The 18,718-nt window shown below is 49.2% G+C and carries 13 protein-coding genes; 12 read left to right on the top strand and 1 reads right to left on the bottom strand.

All coding sequences use genetic code 11. The features are described 5' to 3' along the window. Window positions 1-30 precede the first annotated feature (30 nt). The 3 genes from C7R91_RS17805 to C7R91_RS17820 all read left to right on the top strand — a co-directional run bounded on the left by C7R91_RS17805 (window position 31) and on the right by C7R91_RS17820 (window position 4,039). A complete protein-coding gene (locus tag C7R91_RS17805) occupies window positions 31-1,188 on the top strand; it encodes a DUF445 domain-containing protein (protein ID WP_047070607.1) in 1,158 nt (385 codons plus the stop codon). 214 nt (window positions 1,189-1,402) lie between these two features. Continuing rightward, window positions 1,403-2,713 (top strand): DRTGG domain-containing protein, encoded by a 1,311-nt coding sequence (locus tag C7R91_RS17810; RefSeq protein ID WP_047070608.1) that lies wholly within the window; start codon window positions 1,403-1,405, stop codon window positions 2,711-2,713. A gap of 696 nt (window positions 2,714-3,409) precedes the next feature. Then, a complete protein-coding gene (locus C7R91_RS17820) occupies window positions 3,410-4,039 on the top strand; it encodes a DUF2087 domain-containing protein (RefSeq protein WP_047070610.1) in 630 nt (209 codons plus the stop codon). A gap of 222 nt (window positions 4,040-4,261) precedes the next feature. Here C7R91_RS17820 and C7R91_RS17825 read toward each other — a convergent pair whose 3' ends face one another. Then, window positions 4,262-4,573 (bottom strand): YtpI family protein, encoded by a 312-nt coding sequence (locus C7R91_RS17825; protein ID WP_047070611.1) that lies wholly within the window; start codon window positions 4,571-4,573, stop codon window positions 4,262-4,264. A 169-nt stretch (window positions 4,574-4,742) separates the two neighbouring features. Between C7R91_RS17825 and C7R91_RS17830 the strand changes: the two genes are divergently transcribed. From C7R91_RS17830 to nrdJ, 9 genes are all read left to right on the top strand, one after another. After that, window positions 4,743-8,171 carry a DNA polymerase III subunit alpha gene (locus C7R91_RS17830; RefSeq protein WP_047070612.1) on the top strand — a complete coding sequence of 1,143 codons (3,429 nt, stop codon included), beginning with the start codon at window positions 4,743-4,745 and terminating at the stop codon, window positions 8,169-8,171. Between the two features lie 168 nt (window positions 8,172-8,339). After that, window positions 8,340-9,584 carry an NADP-dependent malic enzyme gene (ystJ, locus tag C7R91_RS17835; RefSeq protein WP_047070613.1) on the top strand — a complete coding sequence of 415 codons (1,245 nt, stop codon included), beginning with the start codon at window positions 8,340-8,342 and terminating at the stop codon, window positions 9,582-9,584. Window positions 9,585-9,689: 105 nt separating this feature from the next. Continuing rightward, on the top strand, window positions 9,690-10,361 hold the full coding sequence (locus C7R91_RS17840) for a FadR/GntR family transcriptional regulator (protein WP_047070614.1): 672 nt from the start codon (window positions 9,690-9,692) through the stop codon (window positions 10,359-10,361). 81 nt (window positions 10,362-10,442) lie between these two features. Further along, entirely contained in the window at window positions 10,443-10,625 is a 183-nt protein-coding gene (locus tag C7R91_RS17845) for a glutamate decarboxylase (RefSeq protein WP_047070615.1), read from the top strand. Window positions 10,626-10,645: 20 nt separating this feature from the next. Continuing rightward, window positions 10,646-11,590: an acetyl-CoA carboxylase, carboxyltransferase subunit beta gene (gene accD / locus C7R91_RS17850; protein WP_047070616.1), complete on the top strand. Its 945-nt coding sequence runs from the start codon at window positions 10,646-10,648 to the stop codon at window positions 11,588-11,590. After that, window positions 11,557-12,513 carry an acetyl-CoA carboxylase carboxyl transferase subunit alpha gene (gene accA, locus C7R91_RS17855; protein WP_047070617.1) on the top strand — a complete coding sequence of 319 codons (957 nt, stop codon included), beginning with the start codon at window positions 11,557-11,559 and terminating at the stop codon, window positions 12,511-12,513. The genes accD and accA overlap by 34 nt, the downstream gene beginning before the upstream one ends. Before the next feature lie 221 nt (window positions 12,514-12,734). Next, window positions 12,735-13,694 carry a 6-phosphofructokinase gene (pfkA, locus tag C7R91_RS17860; protein WP_047070618.1) on the top strand — a complete coding sequence of 320 codons (960 nt, stop codon included), beginning with the start codon at window positions 12,735-12,737 and terminating at the stop codon, window positions 13,692-13,694. A 40-nt stretch (window positions 13,695-13,734) separates the two neighbouring features. After that, window positions 13,735-15,489 (top strand): pyruvate kinase, encoded by a 1,755-nt coding sequence (gene pyk, locus C7R91_RS17865; RefSeq protein ID WP_047070619.1) that lies wholly within the window; start codon window positions 13,735-13,737, stop codon window positions 15,487-15,489. Window positions 15,490-15,931: 442 nt separating this feature from the next. Continuing rightward, complete coding sequence (gene nrdJ, locus C7R91_RS17870) at window positions 15,932-18,193, top strand: ribonucleoside-triphosphate reductase, adenosylcobalamin-dependent (RefSeq protein WP_047070620.1); 2,262 nt, start codon at window positions 15,932-15,934, stop codon at window positions 18,191-18,193. Window positions 18,194-18,718: the final 525 nt, after the last annotated feature.

Genomic DNA, 18,718 nt, shown 5'->3' on the forward strand with positions numbered 1-18,718 from the left:
CCATGTAGAGAAGAGAGGTTGTTAGGATTTATGAACGCTTGGATAATATTAGTGAACATTGCAGTAGGTTCTGTCATTGGTGGAGTGACGAATGAGTTAGCCATCCGAATGCTGTTTAAACCAGTAAAACCGTGGTATATAGGCAGATGGAAAGTGCCGTTTACACCGGGATTGATCCCCAGAAGACGGGACGATATCGCGATACAAATGGGCAGACTCGTCGAAGAACATTTGCTGACGACAGAGGGGGTCAAGCGTGCGCTGAACCAGAGTGGTTTGGAGAGCACATTGACAGGATGGATGAACACCATCGCCCGCGACTGGATGACAGATGAGCGTAGTCTACGTCAAGCATTGCTCACGGTGATGCCACAGTTATTTAAGGAAGACGGAACGTGGAGTGAGGGTGTCCGCGCGCCTATCGAGGCGAAATGGGGTACCTTTGTCGAACAGGTTCTGGCACAATATGAAGAGAAAAAACTGCGAGAGTTGGTAACGGACAACGGACGCGAGCGTTTGGATGCTGCACTGGGCAGTATAAGTGAACTGCTCTTGAAACGGTTCCGCGAGTATTTGCATTCCCCGGAAGGACAGCAAACCTTGCAAAATATGGTTCGTGGATTGCTCGGTGGAGGCGGAGGCATGTTTGGTGGCTTGGTCGGGATGTTTCTGGGGGATGACAAGATTTTGGGCAAGATTCTCCCGTATCTCGATGAGCTATTGCAAAGCAGAGAGCTTTCGGAACGCGTTCACTACTTTTTACATAGCGAAGCGGACAAGCTCTTGGACAAAAATGTGGGCGAAGTGGTTGCCTGGATTGGGCGAGATCAAGTAGACGACTGGGCGCAGAAGCTTTTTGCCAAGCTGGAGGAGCAAAGCTTGCGCATCGTGGACGAGCCTCTGTATCGTTTGACAGCGCCTATTTCTGAAACGGTGACAACGGAACTCGTGCCTCGTTTGGCCAAGTGGATGGTGGACACGCTGCAACAAAACATAGAAAGAATATTTTCGCGCCTGGCCATTCGGGATATTGTTACCCGGCAAGTAGAGGGTTTCCCTATTGAAAGAATTGAAGAGATGGTAGTAGGGATTTCGGGCAAGGAATTCCGCATGATTACCGTGCTCGGATTTATCCTTGGCGGGATTATTGGGCTTGTCCAAGGTATATTGGCAAATTTCCTCAGTTAAACAAAACTGAAAAGAAACTGTAACTGTGTTGTAATAATCCTGTAATATTCCTTGGGTATGATAAAAGCACGATGAAAACCCCCTTAATGATATACTTTCTGGTCGGTAGCTTTCGAAAAAGCTACCCTTTTTTTTTGCCCCGCCTTCGGGTATATTGGTCGAAGGAGCGCACGTACATGGAACGGGTGGGAGAAAAGGAAGGGGGAATAGCAATATGGCAACGAAGCATGAACAAATCTTGCAACATATTGATCGCCTTCCGATCGGTTCGAAGATTTCCGTGCGGCAGATCGCAAAAGACCTGGATGTGAGTGAAGGGACTGCATACCGCGCGATCAAGGAAGCGGAAACGCAAGGATACGTCAGCACGATTGAGCGTGTCGGTACGGTGAGAATCGAGAAGAAGCAAAAGGAAAATATCGAACGTTTGACCTTTGCGGAGGTTGTGAACATCGTCGATGGTCATGTGCAAGCTGGACGTGAAGGCTTACACAAGACCTTGAATAAATTTGTAATAGGGGCCATGCAGCTCGAAGCTATGATGCGCTATATCGATGCCGGGAGTCTCTTGATTGTCGGTAACCGCTATCAGGCGCACAAAATCGCTTTGCAGCAAGGGGCTGCTGTATTAATTACTGGGGGATTCGATACAAGCGAGGAAATCAAGCAGCTGGCTGACCGCTTAGCGCTGCCAATCATCTCCTCTAGCTACGACTCCTTTACGGTAGCCTCGATGATTAACCGAGCCATTTATGATCGCCTGATCAAAAAAGAAATCGTTATGGTAGAGGATATTTTGAAGCCGCTTGCAGAAACGCCTGTCTTATTGACATCAGATTCTGTTGCCAAGTGGCATCAGTATACAGAGCTGTATCAAGACACGAGATTCCCCGTCGTTGATGAGCAGATGCGCCTGATCGGGATTGTTACCTCCAAAGACATCATCGGTCATGAGGATACCGCGACGATCGACAAGGTCATGACGAAGAACCCGATTACGACTTCGCCACGAGTATCCGTAGCGTCATCTGCGCACACCATGGTGTGGGAAGGAATCGAGCTATTGCCTGTCGTAGACAACCATCGCAAGCTCGTCGGGGTCTTGAGCCGCAACGATGTGTTAAAAGCACTGCAATTTACAGCCAAGCAACCACAGATGAGTGAAACGTTCCCGAATCTGATCATGTCCCATTTCCGTGAGGAGCGACAGGCAGATGAGATGGTCTATCTGGGTGATGTGAGCCCACAAATGACCAACCATCTTGGTACGATTGCCAGCGGAATCATGACGACGGTCATGGTCGAGGCTGCTTGTAACCTGCTGCGCCACCATCGTCGAGGAGACATGGTACCGGAAAATATCACCGTCTATTTCCTAAAGCCAGTCCAGATGGAAAGCCACATCGAAGTAAAGCCGCGCCTATTGGACATCAGCCGCCGCTTCGGAAAAGTCGAAGTATCCGTATTCCACGGCGAACAGCTCGTGGGGCAGGCCATGATTACGGCGCAAATAATTGAGCGTTAAAAGACAGGAACAGTCTCTTATGGACTGTTCTTTTTTGTGTTGAAAAGTGGCTGTAGTGGGGGAGAAGAAGCGCATTTCCAGTCTACGCTTCGGCCTCCGCCCCGCAAGGGGTGTGAACTGTCCGCTTCGGAATAAATGGCGGGAGCGCTTCAAACGTTGAAGTTTCGAGGAAGTATTCCATAAGTGAAGCTTAAATTCCCCGCCATTTATTCCTACGCTGAGATGGGCTCCAGAGGCGCTTGGACTGGAAATGCGCTTCTTCTACGCAGCTTTGGCAAAAGCATTTTGAAAGTTATTGCATGAAGTTAATATCATCTTGATTCACTGACAAACCAGCCACAACTAAACAGACAGCCGCTACAAGGAAAAAGGAGAAATAAGCGAGGCTCTTTGGGACACCAGCCGAGGCGCAGTGGAAAAAGGGAAACACGCCTTTAAGCGTCCACCTCTGAACATGCTCCCTGAGAGGACTACTTTGGACGCGGTTTCCCTTTTTTCACGGAGACGTGCAGGAATGACCCCCATGCAGGGGGCCAAAGAAGCTCGAGCGTTTTCTCCTTTTTCCGCTGCCACCAGCAGCAACGATATAGAATTTGTTTTATCTCCTACGAATTGACAGACAAAGAAATCCAACTTATCATCTAATTAGAACATCATCTAATCGGAACGATCAATCAAAGAAAGGAGTGCCCCATTTTGCAATTAGACCAACTCGTCACCTTCTACAAAGCACTCGGAGACCCGACACGCGTACGCATTCTCGCGATTTTGGCAAATGGCCCCCTGCACGGACAGGCGTTGGCCGGCAAGCTCGGCGTAACACCTCCTACCATCACCCACCATATGGCAAAGCTTCGGGAAGCAGGTGTCGTTTACGAACGTCGTGATAAAAACACCATTTACTTTTACCTGCACGAAGCCAATGTAAAACGCCAGTCGCAGGCAATCGTGAACGTCATGGAAAAAGCAAAGGATTCGACAGCAGAGGACATTTTTGCGCAAGACGACTCACATATTCAGAGGAGGCACCAGATGGCAGCGGAAAAAATGCAAGTCATTCGCAGCTTCATTACGCCAGATGGCAAACTAAAACAAATCCCGTCTCAGCGTAAGAAAAAGCTGATCGTCTTTGAATACATGGTCCGAGGGTTAGAAAAAGGCCGCAAATACAAGGAACAAGAGATCAACGAATACATCCGCCAATTCCACGAGGATTATGCTACGATTCGCCGGGAATTCATCATGAATCATTATATGTATCGGGAGGAGGGCATCTATGAGCTGAACCCCGAGGAAATGTGGGCGAAAGCCGAAGATCTGAAATAACTGGAAATGGTTCCCTTCCAAATTGAAATAAAAAAAAGACAACCTTCGGCACTGCCGCTCAGGTTGTCGAAGCAATAGAATGTCACACAAATCAATTATAGCGAGAGCTCTATCGGGTTTGTATGATAAACAGCTGGGAATAGAGGAAAAGTATTTCTAGCAATGGTTCTCCCCAAAATGAAAAGGCATGTGGAACGTAAATTTGTTCTCATGCCCTTTTTTTTATACCCCTTTTTTCAATTCTGCCTGCCAAGCTGTACGATAACGGAAATAATTGCGAGTTCCCAAAAATAAATTCATAGCTCCTACAATCAGCATGATCAACCCAACGACAATGCGGATCGTATCGAGAGAATCAAAAGTAAACTGATTGATGCCGAACAAAGAAACGAGTATCCCCAACGACACATTCATTTTCCCCAGCAGCATACGCGATTCAAGCGGATGGATGCCTCGTCTGCGCGCATGGATACTATAGTAGACACTGGCTACTAGGGAAGCGAGAACACCGGTCATGTAAAAGGCAGACCACATAGATGGATTCATCCTTTCTAGCCATTCTGGTATTACCCATCCTACCAAAATCAGGGGATGACGGTCAAATACATGTAAGAACGTTTGTTCTTAACGTCCGTATGCGCTATACTTCCGGTATAATGTAAGTAAGAAAGTTTCAATCGTGAAAAGTGAGAGGGGTAATATCATGACCTCCTTTGTCCATTTGCATGTTCATACGGAGTACAGTCTGCTGGATGGAGCAGCACGTATCGATGCGCTAGTGAAGCGAGCCAGCGAATTGGGCATGCATGCATTGGCGATGACAGACCATGCCAATCTGTACGGGGCGATCCCGTTTTATAAAGCTTGTCTGGAGGCAGGCATCCAACCGATTATCGGGATGGAAATATACCTAATAGAAGGAAATCTTCAAGATCGCGTGCGAAATGCACCGCCGCCTAGTCATTTGATCGTTCTCGCTGAAAACGAAACGGGCTACCGAAATCTCCTGAAGCTAGCGACAATCGCGAATACAGACGGCAACTACATCCTTCCGCGTCTCAATAAAGAGGTGTTGGCAAAGCATACAGACGGCCTCATTGCACTGAGCGGCTGCCAGCAAGGGGAAGTAGCCAAGCTGTTACTGGCTGGAGAAGCGGACGCTGCGAAAGAAGCAGCTCGCAAGTATCAGCGAATGTTTGGTGAGCAGCAATTTTACCTGGAGCTGGCTGATCACGGACTGGAAGTGGAGCGCAGGCTGAATGCTCGTCTCGTGAAATTAGGCCAGGAGACGGGGATTCAACTGGTTGCGACGAACAACGTTCATTATATCCACAGGGAGGATCACCAGCAACACGATATCTTGCTGGCGATCAAAGAAGGCAAGACCATTGGCGAAGAAAACCGTTTTCGTTACGAGACGGATCAGTACTATCTGAAAAGTGCAGAGGAAATGGCAACGCTCTTTGCTTTTGCTCCCCAGGCGTTAGCGAATACGGTAGCTGTTGCAGACAGGTGCAAGCTGGACCTTTCCTTTGGTGCGCATATTTTGCCGGAATTTCCTTTGGCAGAGGGACAAGATTCGACGCAGTATTTGCGTGAACTGTGTGAAAAGGGCTGCCGGGAGCGATACGGCGAGATTACGCCAGAGGCACAAGCGCGTCTGGATCACGAGCTGGCGATAATTACAGGGACGGGCTTCACCGATTACTTCCTGATCGTATGGGATTTCATGCGGTACGCTCACGAAAACGGGATACCGACTGGACCTGGACGCGGATCAGCGGCAGGTAGCCTGGTCGCGTATGTTTTGAAAATCACGAATGTCGATCCACTTCGCTTTCAGTTGCTCTTTGAACGCTTTCTTAACCCGGAGCGGGTGACGATGCCCGATATTGATATCGATTTTTCCGTAGAGCGCCGTGACGAAGTCATTCACTATGTAGCGAGCAAGTACGGACATGATCGCGTCGCCCAGATCATTACCTTTGGTACGATGGCGGCTCGTGCAGCAGTGCGCGACGTTGGGCGGGCGCTAGGCTTATCTTTGGGCATTGTGGATCGCGTGGCCAAAATGATTCCGCAATCGCCAGGCATGACGATTGAACGAGCGATGCAGATCAACCCGGATATCGGCAAGCTTTGCGGGGAAAACAAACAGGCAGCGAAACTGATCGAAACGGCAAAGGGCGTAGAAGGTTTGCCACGTCACGCCTCTACGCATGCAGCGGGCGTCGTCATTTCGCGTGAACCGCTGACGAATTACGTTCCATTGCAGACGGGTAATGAAGGCTTGGCGCTTACTCAGTATCCGATGGAAATTCTCGAAGAAGTCGGTCTGTTAAAGATGGACTTCCTCGGCTTGCGCAATTTGACAATCATTCAGGAGACGTTGCGTCATTTGCAGGAGCAGGGAATATCGCTTGATCTGGATAAGCTGCCGACAGATGACGAGAAAACGTTTCGTATGCTCTCCCGCGGGGAGACAACGGGCATTTTCCAACTGGAATCTTCGGGGATGCGCAATGTACTGCGAGATTTGAAGCCGAGCAGCCTTGATGACATCATTGCGGTTCTGGCATTGTATCGTCCGGGGCCGATGGAGATCATCCCACAGTACATCGCCGCCAAGCACGGGACTAGCAAAGTGCAGTACGCTCATCCTGTTCTCGAGCCGATTTTGCGGGAGACGCACGGTTTTATGATTTATCAGGAGCAAATCATGCAGATTTCCTCGACACTGGCAGGCTTCAGTCTTGGCGAGGCAGATATTTTGCGCCGAGCGGTCGGGAAAAAGAAACGGGAGCTATTGGCGGAGCAGCGGGAGAAGTTCGTGGCTGGTTGTGTCCGGCAAGGATATGGAGAAGAGCTGGGCAATCAAGTCTACGATTTGATCGTGCGCTTTGCCGATTACGGCTTCAATAAAGCCCACTCGGTGGCTTATGCGGTCATCGCCTACCAGATGGCTTATTTGAAAGCAACGTATCCGCTTGCGTTCATGGCAGCGTTGCTCTCCTTGTCCATTGGCAGTCAAACAAGAATTGCCGAATACACGGAGGAAGCGCGGAGACTGCAGCTTACCGTGCTCGGGCCTGACGTGAATAAGAGCTTGGCTTACTTTACAGTGGAGCAGGATGCGATCCGTTTTGGTTTGGCCGCAGTGAAAAACGTCGGCTACGGTGCCATTGAATCGATCGTGAAAGAGCGCAAAGGTCGACCGTATCGCGATGTCTTTGATTTTTGTGCGCGCGTGGATGCGCGGTTAGTCAATCGCAGAGTAGTAGAGTCGCTTACTTTATGCGGCGCGCTGGACTCGTTGCCAGGCCATCGCAGTCAGCTTTTGCTATTGCTGGATGAAGCGGTAGGGAAGGCAAACAGCAAGAGAATTGAGCGTGACGCCAACCAGCTCAATCTTTTTGCAGGAGAAGAAGATGCGGCACCTTTGCGCGAACCGGCAGAATATCCCGAGGTACCGCCGCTTTCACATACGCAGCAATTAAAAGAGGAGCGGGACTTGATCGGGGTATACCTCTCGGGTCATCCACTTGATCAGTTTGCCCATGTCGCCAGTCGTCCCGAAGTAGCGGTTATCTCTTCGCTGGGTGACGTACCGCGCGACAAGACGGTGAAAGTATTCGGAATGATTACGGAAGCCAGACGCATCCAAACGAAAAAAGGGGACCAGATGGCGTTTATTACGCTAGAGGACAAAACGGCGCCTGTAGAGCTGGTTGTCTTCCCGCAGGTGTATGCGAAGTATGCGCCACTGCTCGAGCGTGAACAAATCGTCGTGGCCGAAGCCCGAGTCGATCACCAGGAAGACATGGTGAAGCTCTTGGCTTCCCGTTTCTGGGATGCACAAACGCTGCCGCAACCGAAGTCCGAGACCGTATTATTTGTCAAAATATCGGCAGAGCAAGAGCGCGATTCGACACTGCAAAGACTTTCACGCTTGTTTGTCGAAAAAAAAGGAACGATTCCCGTTATCCTCTTCTACGAAGGAAAAAGACAGACAATTCGCTTGCCGGAAGCAAATTGGGTAGACGTAGATGAGTCATTTTTGGAGCAAGCGCGAGAAATTGTGGGGCCTGACAGCGTAATTCGGAAAGAAATGCCTATAAATTGGGGAGGATGAGGAATGTCCTCCCTTTTTCGCCGTTTTCGGCAGGTTTACAGGAGAACAGATTTTTATTATATTGAGAGCATAACTCAATGAGTGGTCAGACCACTTGGAATAACCCAGGCGTTTTTACTGCCTACAAGCCATCATAGAAACTATTATCGTGAAATGGAGTGGGATATCATGTCCAACCTGAGAGAGGAAGCACTGGAGCTTCACAGAAAACATCAAGGAAAATTGGAGGCAGTGACCAAGGTACCCGTTCGCAATGCTTACGATCTGAGTCTTGCCTATTCTCCAGGGGTTGCTGAACCTTGCAAAGATATTTTTGATGACAAGTCCAAAGTGTATGATTACACGATGAAAGGCAATCTGGTTGCAGTAGTCAGCGACGGTACTGCTGTGCTGGGTCTCGGAAACATCGGACCAGAAGCCGCAATGCCTGTTATGGAAGGGAAAGCGGTTCTGTTCAAATCCTTCGCAGGCGTAGACGCATTCCCGATCTGCTTGAATACGACAGATGTAGATAAAATCGTAGAGACAGTAAAACTGCTCGAGCCTACTTTTGGTGGCGTGAACTTGGAAGATATCGCAGCTCCTGCATGCTTCGAAATCGAAGAGCGTCTGAAGCGCGAAACAAACATCCCGATCTTCCACGATGACCAACACGGTACAGCGATCGTTACAGCGGCAGGTCTGATCAATGCTCTGCGCGTGGTTGACAAAAAGCTGGAAGATATCCGCGTAGTAGCGAACGGTGCAGGTGCAGCTGGTATCGCGATCATGAAGCTTTTGATTTCCATGGGCGTTAAAGAAGTGATCATGGTTGATACAAAAGGAATCGTGTACGAAGGCCGTCCATTCGGTATGAACCCAGTGAAGGAACAAATGGCGAAAATTACGAACCGCAGCATGCTACAAGGTGACCTGGCTGATGCAATGAAGGGCGCTGACGTATTCATCGGAGTATCCGTAGCTGGTGCTGTTACACAGGACATGGTTCGTTCGATGAACCGCGATCCGATCATTTTCGCTATGGCAAACCCAGTACCAGAAATCATGCCGCAAGAAGCAAAAGAAGCAGGTGCGGCAGTAATTGGTACAGGTCGTTCCGACTTCCCGAACCAAGTAAACAACGTACTGGCATTCCCGGGAATCTTCCGTGGCGCTTTGGATGTACGTGCAACAGAGATCAACGAAGAAATGAAGCTGGCTGCTGTATATGCAATCGCAGACCTGATCACGCCAGAAGAGCTTACTGCGGATAAAGTGATCCCTTCCGCATTCGATCCACGTGTAGCGCCAAACGTAGCAGCGGCAGTAGCAAAAGCAGCGATGGAAACCGGTGTTGCTCGCATCACAGTTGATCCGGAAGAAGTAAAACAAAAGACGACAAAATTGACAGCTATCTCTTACCAAGAAGCGTAAAATACTCTTTATCGAGGCATCGACGACACCCTCCGCGAAAAAACGTAGGTATTTTACAAACGTGGAGGGTGCTCCTCGTTGAAGGTACGAGTAAGGAGGATAATCGTGCTCGACTCTTCCCAAGATCGAAAGGTTTACGAAGGAATTCTCCTGCAACTTCATGAAATCATACAGGAGCAAAACTTGCGGCCCGGGGACAAGCTGCCGTCTGAGCGAGAGCTGTCCGAGCAGCTGGGAGCAGGTCGTTCCTCTGTACGAGAGGCTCTTCGGGCTCTGGAGCTGCTCGGACTCATTGAGACGCGTCGCGGGGAAGGCACCTTCCTCAAGCATTACCGACACAATCGGCTGATCGATATTCTTGGCTTTTTTATCCTACGGGATACCAAAACCAAGAAGGACTTGATCGAAATGCGGCGAATGCTAGAGCTGGATGCTGTCCGCCTAGCCTGTAGACGGGCGACTGACAAGCATTTTGATGAAATGGAACGCATCCTGGCCATTGCAGAGGAAAGAGTAGCAAGAGGCGAGGTACCTGCGGAGGAAGACTATCAGTTTCATCGTGTCATATGTCGCTCCAGTCGCAACTCGATTCTGCATCGCATCTGGACGCCTTTGGTTGAGTACAGCAACAGTATTCGTATCGAATCACTGTCGCGCGAAGGCAGAGCGAGTGCAGCACTCGTAGAGCATCGACAGATTATGGAAGCCATTCGCGAAGGCGATGTGAACGTGGCATTAGAGCGAATGAAGCAGCATTTGGAGAACAGCAAGCTATAGTTTTCCCCCAATTTGCGAGGGGCGCTGGCGCTGTGATATGATGATGCAGACCTGTATTGGACGATTGAGGAGGAAGCCAGCATGTGGACGGTCATCTACATCGCTCCTAGCGCTAAAATTGCAGAACGGATACAGCAACGTTTGACAGATGAAGGGTTTTTGGTAAAGGTTCGCGAAGGCAAGGTCTCGAAGCAATACGAGATTCTCGTGCCGGAGAGTGAACTAAACGAAGTCCGGGATGTGCTCGGCACGATCCTTCACTGAAGAGAAAGGTGGGTGTACCTGTGCTTAAAGATCTTTTTGGGAAAAAGCGTAAATTCGCTACTGTTCCTTCAGAGACACTAGCACGTGTCCCTGCTTCCACCAACATTAGCAAGGAAGCGGGTACGAAAGAAAAGGAAGTCCCTGAGGGATTGATGAATAAATGCCCACATTGTGGGACGATTCACTACTCAAAGGATTTGGAGAAGAACTTGCGCGTCTGCAAAGGCTGCCAGTTCCACTACTCTATGTCCGCTCCAGAGCGTCTGCAAGCGCTTCTGGATGATGGGGTTCTGACAGAAGAATTTGATGCCAATTTGATAACAGCCAATCCACTCGGTTTTCCTGGCTATTTGGAAAAACTGGAGCAAGATATGGCCAAAACCAATTTGAACGAGGCAATCATTACAGGCGAAGGTGTCCTGGGTGGAAATCGCATCGTGATTGGGGTCATGGATTCTCGCTTCCGTATGGCGAGTATGGGATCGGTCGTCGGGGAAAAAATCACCCGCGCAATTGAGCAAGCGATCGAACGGCGTTTGCCTTTCATTCTGTTCAGTGCATCTGGTGGAGCACGTATGCAAGAAGGCGTATTGAGCTTGATGCAAATGGCAAAAACCAGCGCAGCGTTGTCTCGATTGGATCGCGAACGCTTACTGTTTGTCTCGGTCATGACGAATCCTACATATGGTGGGGTATCAGCCAGCTTTTCTTCGTTGGGAGATTACAATATCGCAGAACCAGGAGCTATGATCGGTTTTGCTGGGCGTCGAGTCATTGAGCAAACGATCCGTCAGGAGTTGCCAAAAGACTTCCAAACAGCGGAATTCTTGTTGGAAAACGGGCAACTCGATATGGTGGTACACCGTAAGGACATGCGAAATACGCTGTCCAAACTGGTAGAGATGCACACGTCTCGGGAAGGAGTAGAAACATGGCAGGCGAGCTCTCCTTTGAAAAGCCATTAGTAGAATTACAAGATAAGATTAAAGAACTGCGCCGTTTTACTGAGGAAAAGGGAATTGATTTCTCTGACGAAGTACAGCGTCTCGAACAAAAATCAAAAGAGCTTGCTGAGCAAATTTACGGCAATTTGACTCCATGGCAACGCGTACAGCTGGCTCGTCATCCGGAACGGCCAACGACTTTGGACTATATACAACTACTTTTTACCGATTTTATCGAGGTTCATGGAGACCGTTTGTTCGGAGACGACCATTCGATTGTGGGTGGAATTGCCAAGCTGGATGGACGTCCGGTTACCGTTATCGGTCACCAAAAAGGGAAAGACACAAAAGACAACATCAAGCGCAATTTCGGGATGGCTCATCCAGAAGGCTACCGGAAGGCATTGCGTATTATGCAGCAGGCGGATAAATTCGGTCGCCCGATCATCTGCTTTATTAATACATCAGGGGCATATCCTGGAAAAGCGGCAGAAGAGCGCGGTCAGAGCGAAGCGATTGCTCGCAATCTGCGTGAAATGGCGACATTTGGCGTGCCGATTATTTGTATCGTCATCGGGGAAGGCGGAAGCGGCGGAGCCTTGGCGATCAGCGTAGGCAACCGCATCTATATGTTGGAGAATTCCTATTACTCCGTGATTGCACCGGAGAGTGCCGCTGCGATTCTGTGGAGAGATTCCAGCTTGGGCATGCGTGCAGCGGAGACGATGAAAATTACGGCACCTGATTTGTTGGAATTAGGAGTCATTGACGGAATTATTGATGAACCATTCGGAGGAGCCCATCGTGATTTGATCGCGCAGGCAGGAATGGTCAAGGCGGTCATAGCGGAACAACTAGAACAGTTGGGCCGTTTAACTCCAGATGAATTGATACAGGACCGTTACGAGAAGTTTAAACAGATCGGAGAATTCGCCTCCCTGTAAGAAACAGGGGGCGTTTTTTTCTTTTTTCTCCGAGGAAAATCTGCTACAATCGAAGTCGAATGAAAGAGTTATCAGAGCTTTCAAAAAGTATGGCACATATCTTTCGAGTGTATAACAGATATGAAGATTTGAGTGATACAGCATGTTTCATACAAAGTATGGTACATACTGTTTCCGTTAAATGACATGCTAAAGACGATACGATTGGAGAGGTGGATTCCATGCGGAAACTTGCAGTTCTCACTAGCGGTGGAGATTCTCCTGGAATGAATGCCGCAGTCCGGGCGGCTGTACGTCGTGCTCATTTTCACGAGGTACAAATGTTTGGGGTTTACCACGGATACGAAGGGCTGATGAGGGGAGATATCAAGGAGATGTCTCTGGGCTCTGTTGGGGATATTATCCAACGGGGAGGAACCATTCTCTACTCTGCTCGGAGTGAAGCGTTCAAGACGGAAGCCGGACAGCAAAGAGCGGTGGAACAATTACGTGCTCATGAAATTGAGGGTCTGATTGTGATTGGGGGAGACGGGTCGTTTCGAGGTGCACAGAAGCTGACCGAAAAAGGCTTCCCGACTATTGGCGTACCGGGTACGATTGATAATGATATTCCATGCACTGATTTCACGATCGGGTTTGATACCGCATTGAATACCGTTGTGGAAGCGATCGATAAAATCCGTGATACGGCCACCTCGCATGAACGCACGTACATTATTGAGGTAATGGGGCGAGACGCTGGCGACTTGGCATTGTGGGCAGGGCTTGCAGCTGGTGCCGAGTCCATTATTATCCCGGAAGCGTCGCAGGAGATGGACGACATTATTGAGCGTCTGCATGCAGGACAACGCCGTGGCAAAAAGCATTCCATCATCATTGTGGCGGAAGGGGTAGGAAGTGCCACTTCTTACGCTGAAGCGATCACGAAAGAGACAGGCTGGGAGACTCGCGTGACGGTACTCGGTCACATTCAGCGTGGTGGTTCGCCTACTGCGATGGACCGAATGCTGGCGAGCCGAATGGGTGCCGCAGCTGTCGATTTGTTGCTGGAAGGCAAGCAGGACCGAATGGTTGGGATTCAGAACAACCAGATCGTGGATGTTGATTTTCAGGAAGCATTGGCGAAAAAGCATCAATTGGATTTATCCATTTATCAATTGGCGCGCACGCTATCTATATAAAACTGACATTTTTTACGAGTGCTGAGGAGGCTTACATCCTATGTTAAGGAAAGCAAAAATTGTATGTACCATCGGACCTGCGAGTGAATCGGTCGAAACGCTGAAAAAACTGATCGAAGCAGGAATGAACGTAGCGCGTTTGAATTTCTCGCACGGTTCCCATGAGGAGCATGCAGCGCGAATTGTAAACATTCGTCAGGCATCAAAAGAAACTGGGAAACCCGTTGCAATCCTGTTGGATACAAAAGGTCCTGAAATTCGCACGGGTACGCTTGCAGTAGATGCAGTCGAGCTCGTAGAAGGAAATACGCTGATCCTCACCACTGAAGAAATAGCGGGTACCGCAGAGCGCGTCTCCATTACGTATCCAGAATTGCCTCGTGATGTAAATATCGGTGATACGATTTTGATCGACGACGGTTTGATCGGGTTGACAGTACAGGAAGTGAGTGACACCGAAATCGTCTGCTTGATCAAAAACGGTGGAACACTGAAGAGCAAAAAAGGCGTCAATGTTCCTGGTGTCAAAATCAACTTGCCAGGTATCACAGAAAAGGATGCACAGGATATCGAATTCGGTATTGAACAAGGAGTCGATTTCATTGCGGCTTCCTTCGTTCGAAAAGCATCGGATATCTTGGAGATTCGCCAAATCCTGGAGCGCCATAACGTGCGTATCGATATTATCGCGAAAATCGAAAACCAGGAAGGCGTCGATAACGTAGACGAGATTCTGGTAGTAACAGATGGAATCATGGTTGCGCGCGGTGATTTGGGCGTAGAGATCCCGGCAGAAGAAGTACCACTTGTTCAGAAGAAGCTGATCAAGAAGTGTAACGAGCTCGCGAAGCCAGTCATCACGGCGACACAAATGCTTGATTCTATGCAGCGCAACCCACGTCCAACACGTGCGGAAGCGAGTGACGTTGCGAACGCCATTTTTGACGGTACGGACGCAATCATGCTCTCCGGAGAGACGGCTGCCGGTAAATACCCGGTTGAGTCTGTCGAGACCATGGTGCGTATCGCTGTACGTGCAGAGCAAGAGCTGAATTATCGCGAGATCTTGTATGCACAAGCACAGCTCAAACAAGTGACGATTACCGATGCCATCAGCCAAGCTGTATCCAATGCAGCATTGGATCTGGACGCAGCGGCAATTATTACAGCGACCGAAAGCGGACACACAGCTCGCATGGTATCAAAGTTCCGTCCAAAAGCACCAATCGTGGCTGTAACGCCACATGAAGCGATTATTCGCCGTCTTGCACTCGTAAATGGCGTGTATCCGGTGAAGGGCGAAATGGCAAACACAACTGATGAAATGCTGGAGATGTCTGTTCAAGAGGCGCTTGATGCAGGCTTCGTTCGTCATGGCGATCTCGTTGTGATCACAGCAGGCGTACCTGTGCGTGAAGTTGGGACAACAAATCTGATGAAAATCCACGTCATTGGCGATGTAGTAGCAAAAGGACAAGGAATCGGCCGAAAAGTTGTCACAAACAAGGTAGTGATTGCTAGATCAGCGGAAGAGGCACTGGCAAAGGTAGAAGAAGGAGCAATTCTGGTAACCATCGGTACCGACTCCGATATGATTGAGGCGTTTGGCAAGGCTGGAGCGGTGATTTGCGAAGAGGGCGGACTTACCTCTCACGCAGCCATCGTAGGCCTGAATCTCGGCATTCCAGTCATCGTAGGAGTGCAATTTGCTACGGATGTATTGAAGGACGGACAAATTGTAACAGTAGATTCCGAACGCGGGCATATTTATTCGGGACACGCCCGGATTCTGTAGGTAAAACTATTTATATTTCATGGAGAATGCCTCTGAAGGGTGACTAAGCGTCACCCTTTTTTGGCTTGTGTAAAAAGGAGAAGCCGACGAACTACCTGATAAGTTTTACCAGATAACGGTGATTATTAGGTGGTGCAAAGCGAGTGGGAATCTGTTAAAATCGGTCGGTGGCTTTGTGTCAGGACGGATGAAATCCATACGTTCGGTATTTCCAAATCATGACAGAATGGGTGTTGTAGCGCTCGGTGACAGGAAAAGGCTGAACATAAAACTGTCTTTCTGTACGTCTAATGTTCGGGATTTTGTGTCAAGTGTTTTTTTTAGGGTAAACACAACATCTAGTATTGTCGAAAATTATTTCGCACAATATATAGGTAAAACTATTGAGTTTTACAGATAAAGATAGGTAAACTAGAGAGGAAAGATTTGAAGGAGGAACGATATGCTGGCGACTGAAACCGTATCCCGAACACAATTTTTGCGGGATGAATTCTTAGATCAATATCCTGATTTTCCGAACCATATGAGTCCTCTGGGACAATTTGTTTACTACCGTACTTATTCTCGTTTTGTACCGGAAAAAGGAAGACGTGAAACGTGGAAAGAAACTTGCCGCCGCTCGGTGGATTACAATATTAAGCTGGCTTATCAGCATTTGAACAAAATCGGAATGTACGCCGATTCTCGCGCAATGGAAAAAGAGGCAGAAGGTTTGTTTGACAACATGTTTAACCTTCGTCAGTTTTTGTCTGGCCGTACCTTGTGGGTTGGCGGTGCAGACAACGGCGTAGCGGATTTGTATCCGTTGGCGAACTTCAACTGCTCTTTCCTGAACATCAAGTCTTGGGATGACTTGGGCGATTTGTTCTACCTTCTCTTGGTAGGAACTGGCGTAGGCTTCAAATGCACGAAGGAAATGGCTGCTGGACTGGGCCCGATTCGCACGAATGTTTCGCTGCTTTCTTCTGAATACAGACCGCTGCCAAAGCATCAGCGCCTGGAGCGTTCTGAGCTGAATGTACTAGATAACGGCTTTGCCAAAATTTATGTAGGTGACAGTAAAGAAGGCTGGGTAGAATCCCTACGTCTCTACCTGCAAATTTTGACAGATTCCACCTACGAGCACATTCACACCGTGAAAATTTCTTATAACAGCGTGCGTCCGAAAGGCGAGCGACTGAAGCGTTTTGGCGGTACTGCTAGTGGTCATGAGCCGCTTCGCGAAATGTTTGAAGGAATCGATAAAGTGTTGAAAAACCAAATCGACCAGCATTTGGCACCAATCGAGAGTGATGAAAAAGGATACGGTAAAATCCGTCCGATACATATTCTCGACATTGGAAACCTCATCGGAGCAAACGTCGTCGTAGGTGGCGTGCGCCGTACAGCGGAAATTTTCCTGTTTGATCACGATGACTACGAGTGCATGCTGGCGAAATACGGCATCAACGGCTTCTGGACTGAGGATCAGCTGAACCATCACCGTCGTGTGGGCGAGCTGTTGGGAGAGCACAAGCCTGTATGGTTTGACAGCATCCAAAATGTAGGAGACGGACGCTTTGGTCTGGATCACCGCCGCATGTCCAACAACTCTATTGCCTTTACTAAACAACCAACCAAGCCATTCTTGAACCTCGTGTTCACTTTGATGCAATTGGAAGGCGAACCGGGCTTCATCAACCTGGAAGAAGCAAACCGTCGTCGTCCAAATGCAGAGGGCTTGAACCCTTGTGCAGAAATCCTGCTCGATTCTTATGGCGTCTGCAACCTGACGACAGTCAATCTGGTTGAATTCGTGAAGGATCGCGAGGATGGCTCCAAATATCTGGATCTCGATGGCTTGCTCGAAGCACAACGCAAATCTGCTCGTGCCGGTCTGCGCATGACGCTGGTTACGTTGGAGCTGCCGCATTGGGATACCGTTCAACAGCGTGACCGTTTGCTCGGAACTTCCCTCACAGGTGTGAAGGATGCGCTGGCATCCCTTGGCTATACAGAAGAGCAAGAGCTCGAATTGCTGCGCCAGCTGGGCGATGCTGCTCGTGACGAGGCAAACCGTTATGCGTATGAGCTGCGTGTGAACTCCCCGCTCTTGGTAACGACAGTGAAGCCGGAAGGTACGCTGTCTCAGGTAGCTGGTGGTGTCTCCAGCGGTCTGCACTGGTCCCATTCGCCGTACTACATCCGCCGCATTCGCATCAATGCTGAGGATCCATTGGCAAAAGCAGTACAAGCTCTTGGCTGGACAGTCAACCCAGAGGTAGGAACACCAGGCGAAACGTATGAAGAGCGCATGGCAAATGCACGTACACTCGTAATCGATTTCCCTGTGGCATCAGGTGCAGAAGAAACAAAGAACGAAGTAAGTGCAAAACGCCAATTCGATACGTACTTCCGTTTCCAGAAAGAATATACCGAGCACAACTCTTCGAACACCATTACGGTACGCAAGGAAGAGTGGGCAGAAGTAGAAGACATCGTTTACGATAACTGGGATAATTTCGTAGGTGTATCCTTCTTGCAATTGGATGGAGGAAACTACCAATTAGCTCCATATGAAGAGTGCACCAAAGAACAGTACGAGGCATTGAAGCAGTCCATGAAGCCATTTGATCCTGCGATTTTGCAGCAGTATGAAACCGGCGGCGAGGCTGATCTGTCCACGGCTGAATCTTGCGAGGGCGGAGCTTGCCCGATTCGTTAAGCGATCCGAATTATATAAGACAGGGGGAGGCTGCAAAAAGCAGTCTGCCTCTGTTTTTTTATGTGGCTGCGGTGGAGAGAAGAATATTTCCAGTCTAGGCTCCAGGCTCCGTCCTGCTGGGGGCTGGGACTGCCCGCTCCGAAGGGANNAGTGGTAGCCGCTACGTCGTGTGGGCACGGTTGCGTTTCTTTTGCCCGCGAATCCCTTCTACGCTTGGTTGGACTCCACAAGTCGCTACGTCTGGAAATATTCTTCTCTAGCGTAACTGATGACATTTCTTCATTCACTTAAATCTTTAAAAGCCCGTTTAAACACGGAAAGCTCGTAGAGGAAACAGGAGAAATAAGCGAAGATCTTAGGGACACCGACCGAGACGGAATGCAAAAAGCGAAACACGCTCTTAAGCGTCCACCTCTGAGCCAGCAACCTGAATGGACCACTTTGGACGCGGTTTCGCTTTTTGCATGGAGTCGTGCAGTCAATCCCACAGCGGGTGGACCTAGAAGCTGAGCGTTTTCTCCTGTT

The sequence above is a fragment of the Brevibacillus formosus genome, from assembly GCF_003013405.1.
In the GTDB taxonomy this organism is placed as follows: domain Bacteria; phylum Bacillota; class Bacilli; order Brevibacillales; family Brevibacillaceae; genus Brevibacillus; species Brevibacillus formosus.

Excerpts from the sequence above, each read along its gene's own strand:
- C7R91_RS17830 (WP_047070612.1), top strand. The coding sequence starts at position 4,743 with ATGACCTCCTTTGTCCATTTGCATGTTCATACGGAGTACAGTCTGCTG.
- C7R91_RS17810 (WP_047070608.1), top strand. The coding sequence starts at position 1,403 with ATGGCAACGAAGCATGAACAAATCTTGCAACATATTGATCGCCTTCCG.
- pyk (WP_047070619.1), top strand. The coding sequence starts at position 13,735 with ATGTTAAGGAAAGCAAAAATTGTATGTACCATCGGACCTGCGAGTGAA.
- C7R91_RS17805 (WP_047070607.1), top strand. The coding sequence starts at position 31 with ATGAACGCTTGGATAATATTAGTGAACATTGCAGTAGGTTCTGTCATT.
- accA (WP_047070617.1), top strand. The coding sequence starts at position 11,557 with ATGGCAGGCGAGCTCTCCTTTGAAAAGCCATTAGTAGAATTACAAGAT.
- nrdJ (WP_047070620.1), top strand. The coding sequence starts at position 15,932 with ATGCTGGCGACTGAAACCGTATCCCGAACACAATTTTTGCGGGATGAA.
- pfkA (WP_047070618.1), top strand. The coding sequence starts at position 12,735 with ATGCGGAAACTTGCAGTTCTCACTAGCGGTGGAGATTCTCCTGGAATG.
- ystJ (WP_047070613.1), top strand. The coding sequence starts at position 8,340 with ATGTCCAACCTGAGAGAGGAAGCACTGGAGCTTCACAGAAAACATCAA.
- C7R91_RS17845 (WP_047070615.1), top strand. The coding sequence starts at position 10,443 with ATGTGGACGGTCATCTACATCGCTCCTAGCGCTAAAATTGCAGAACGG.
- C7R91_RS17825 (WP_047070611.1), bottom strand. The coding sequence starts at position 4,573 with ATGTGGTCTGCCTTTTACATGACCGGTGTTCTCGCTTCCCTAGTAGCC.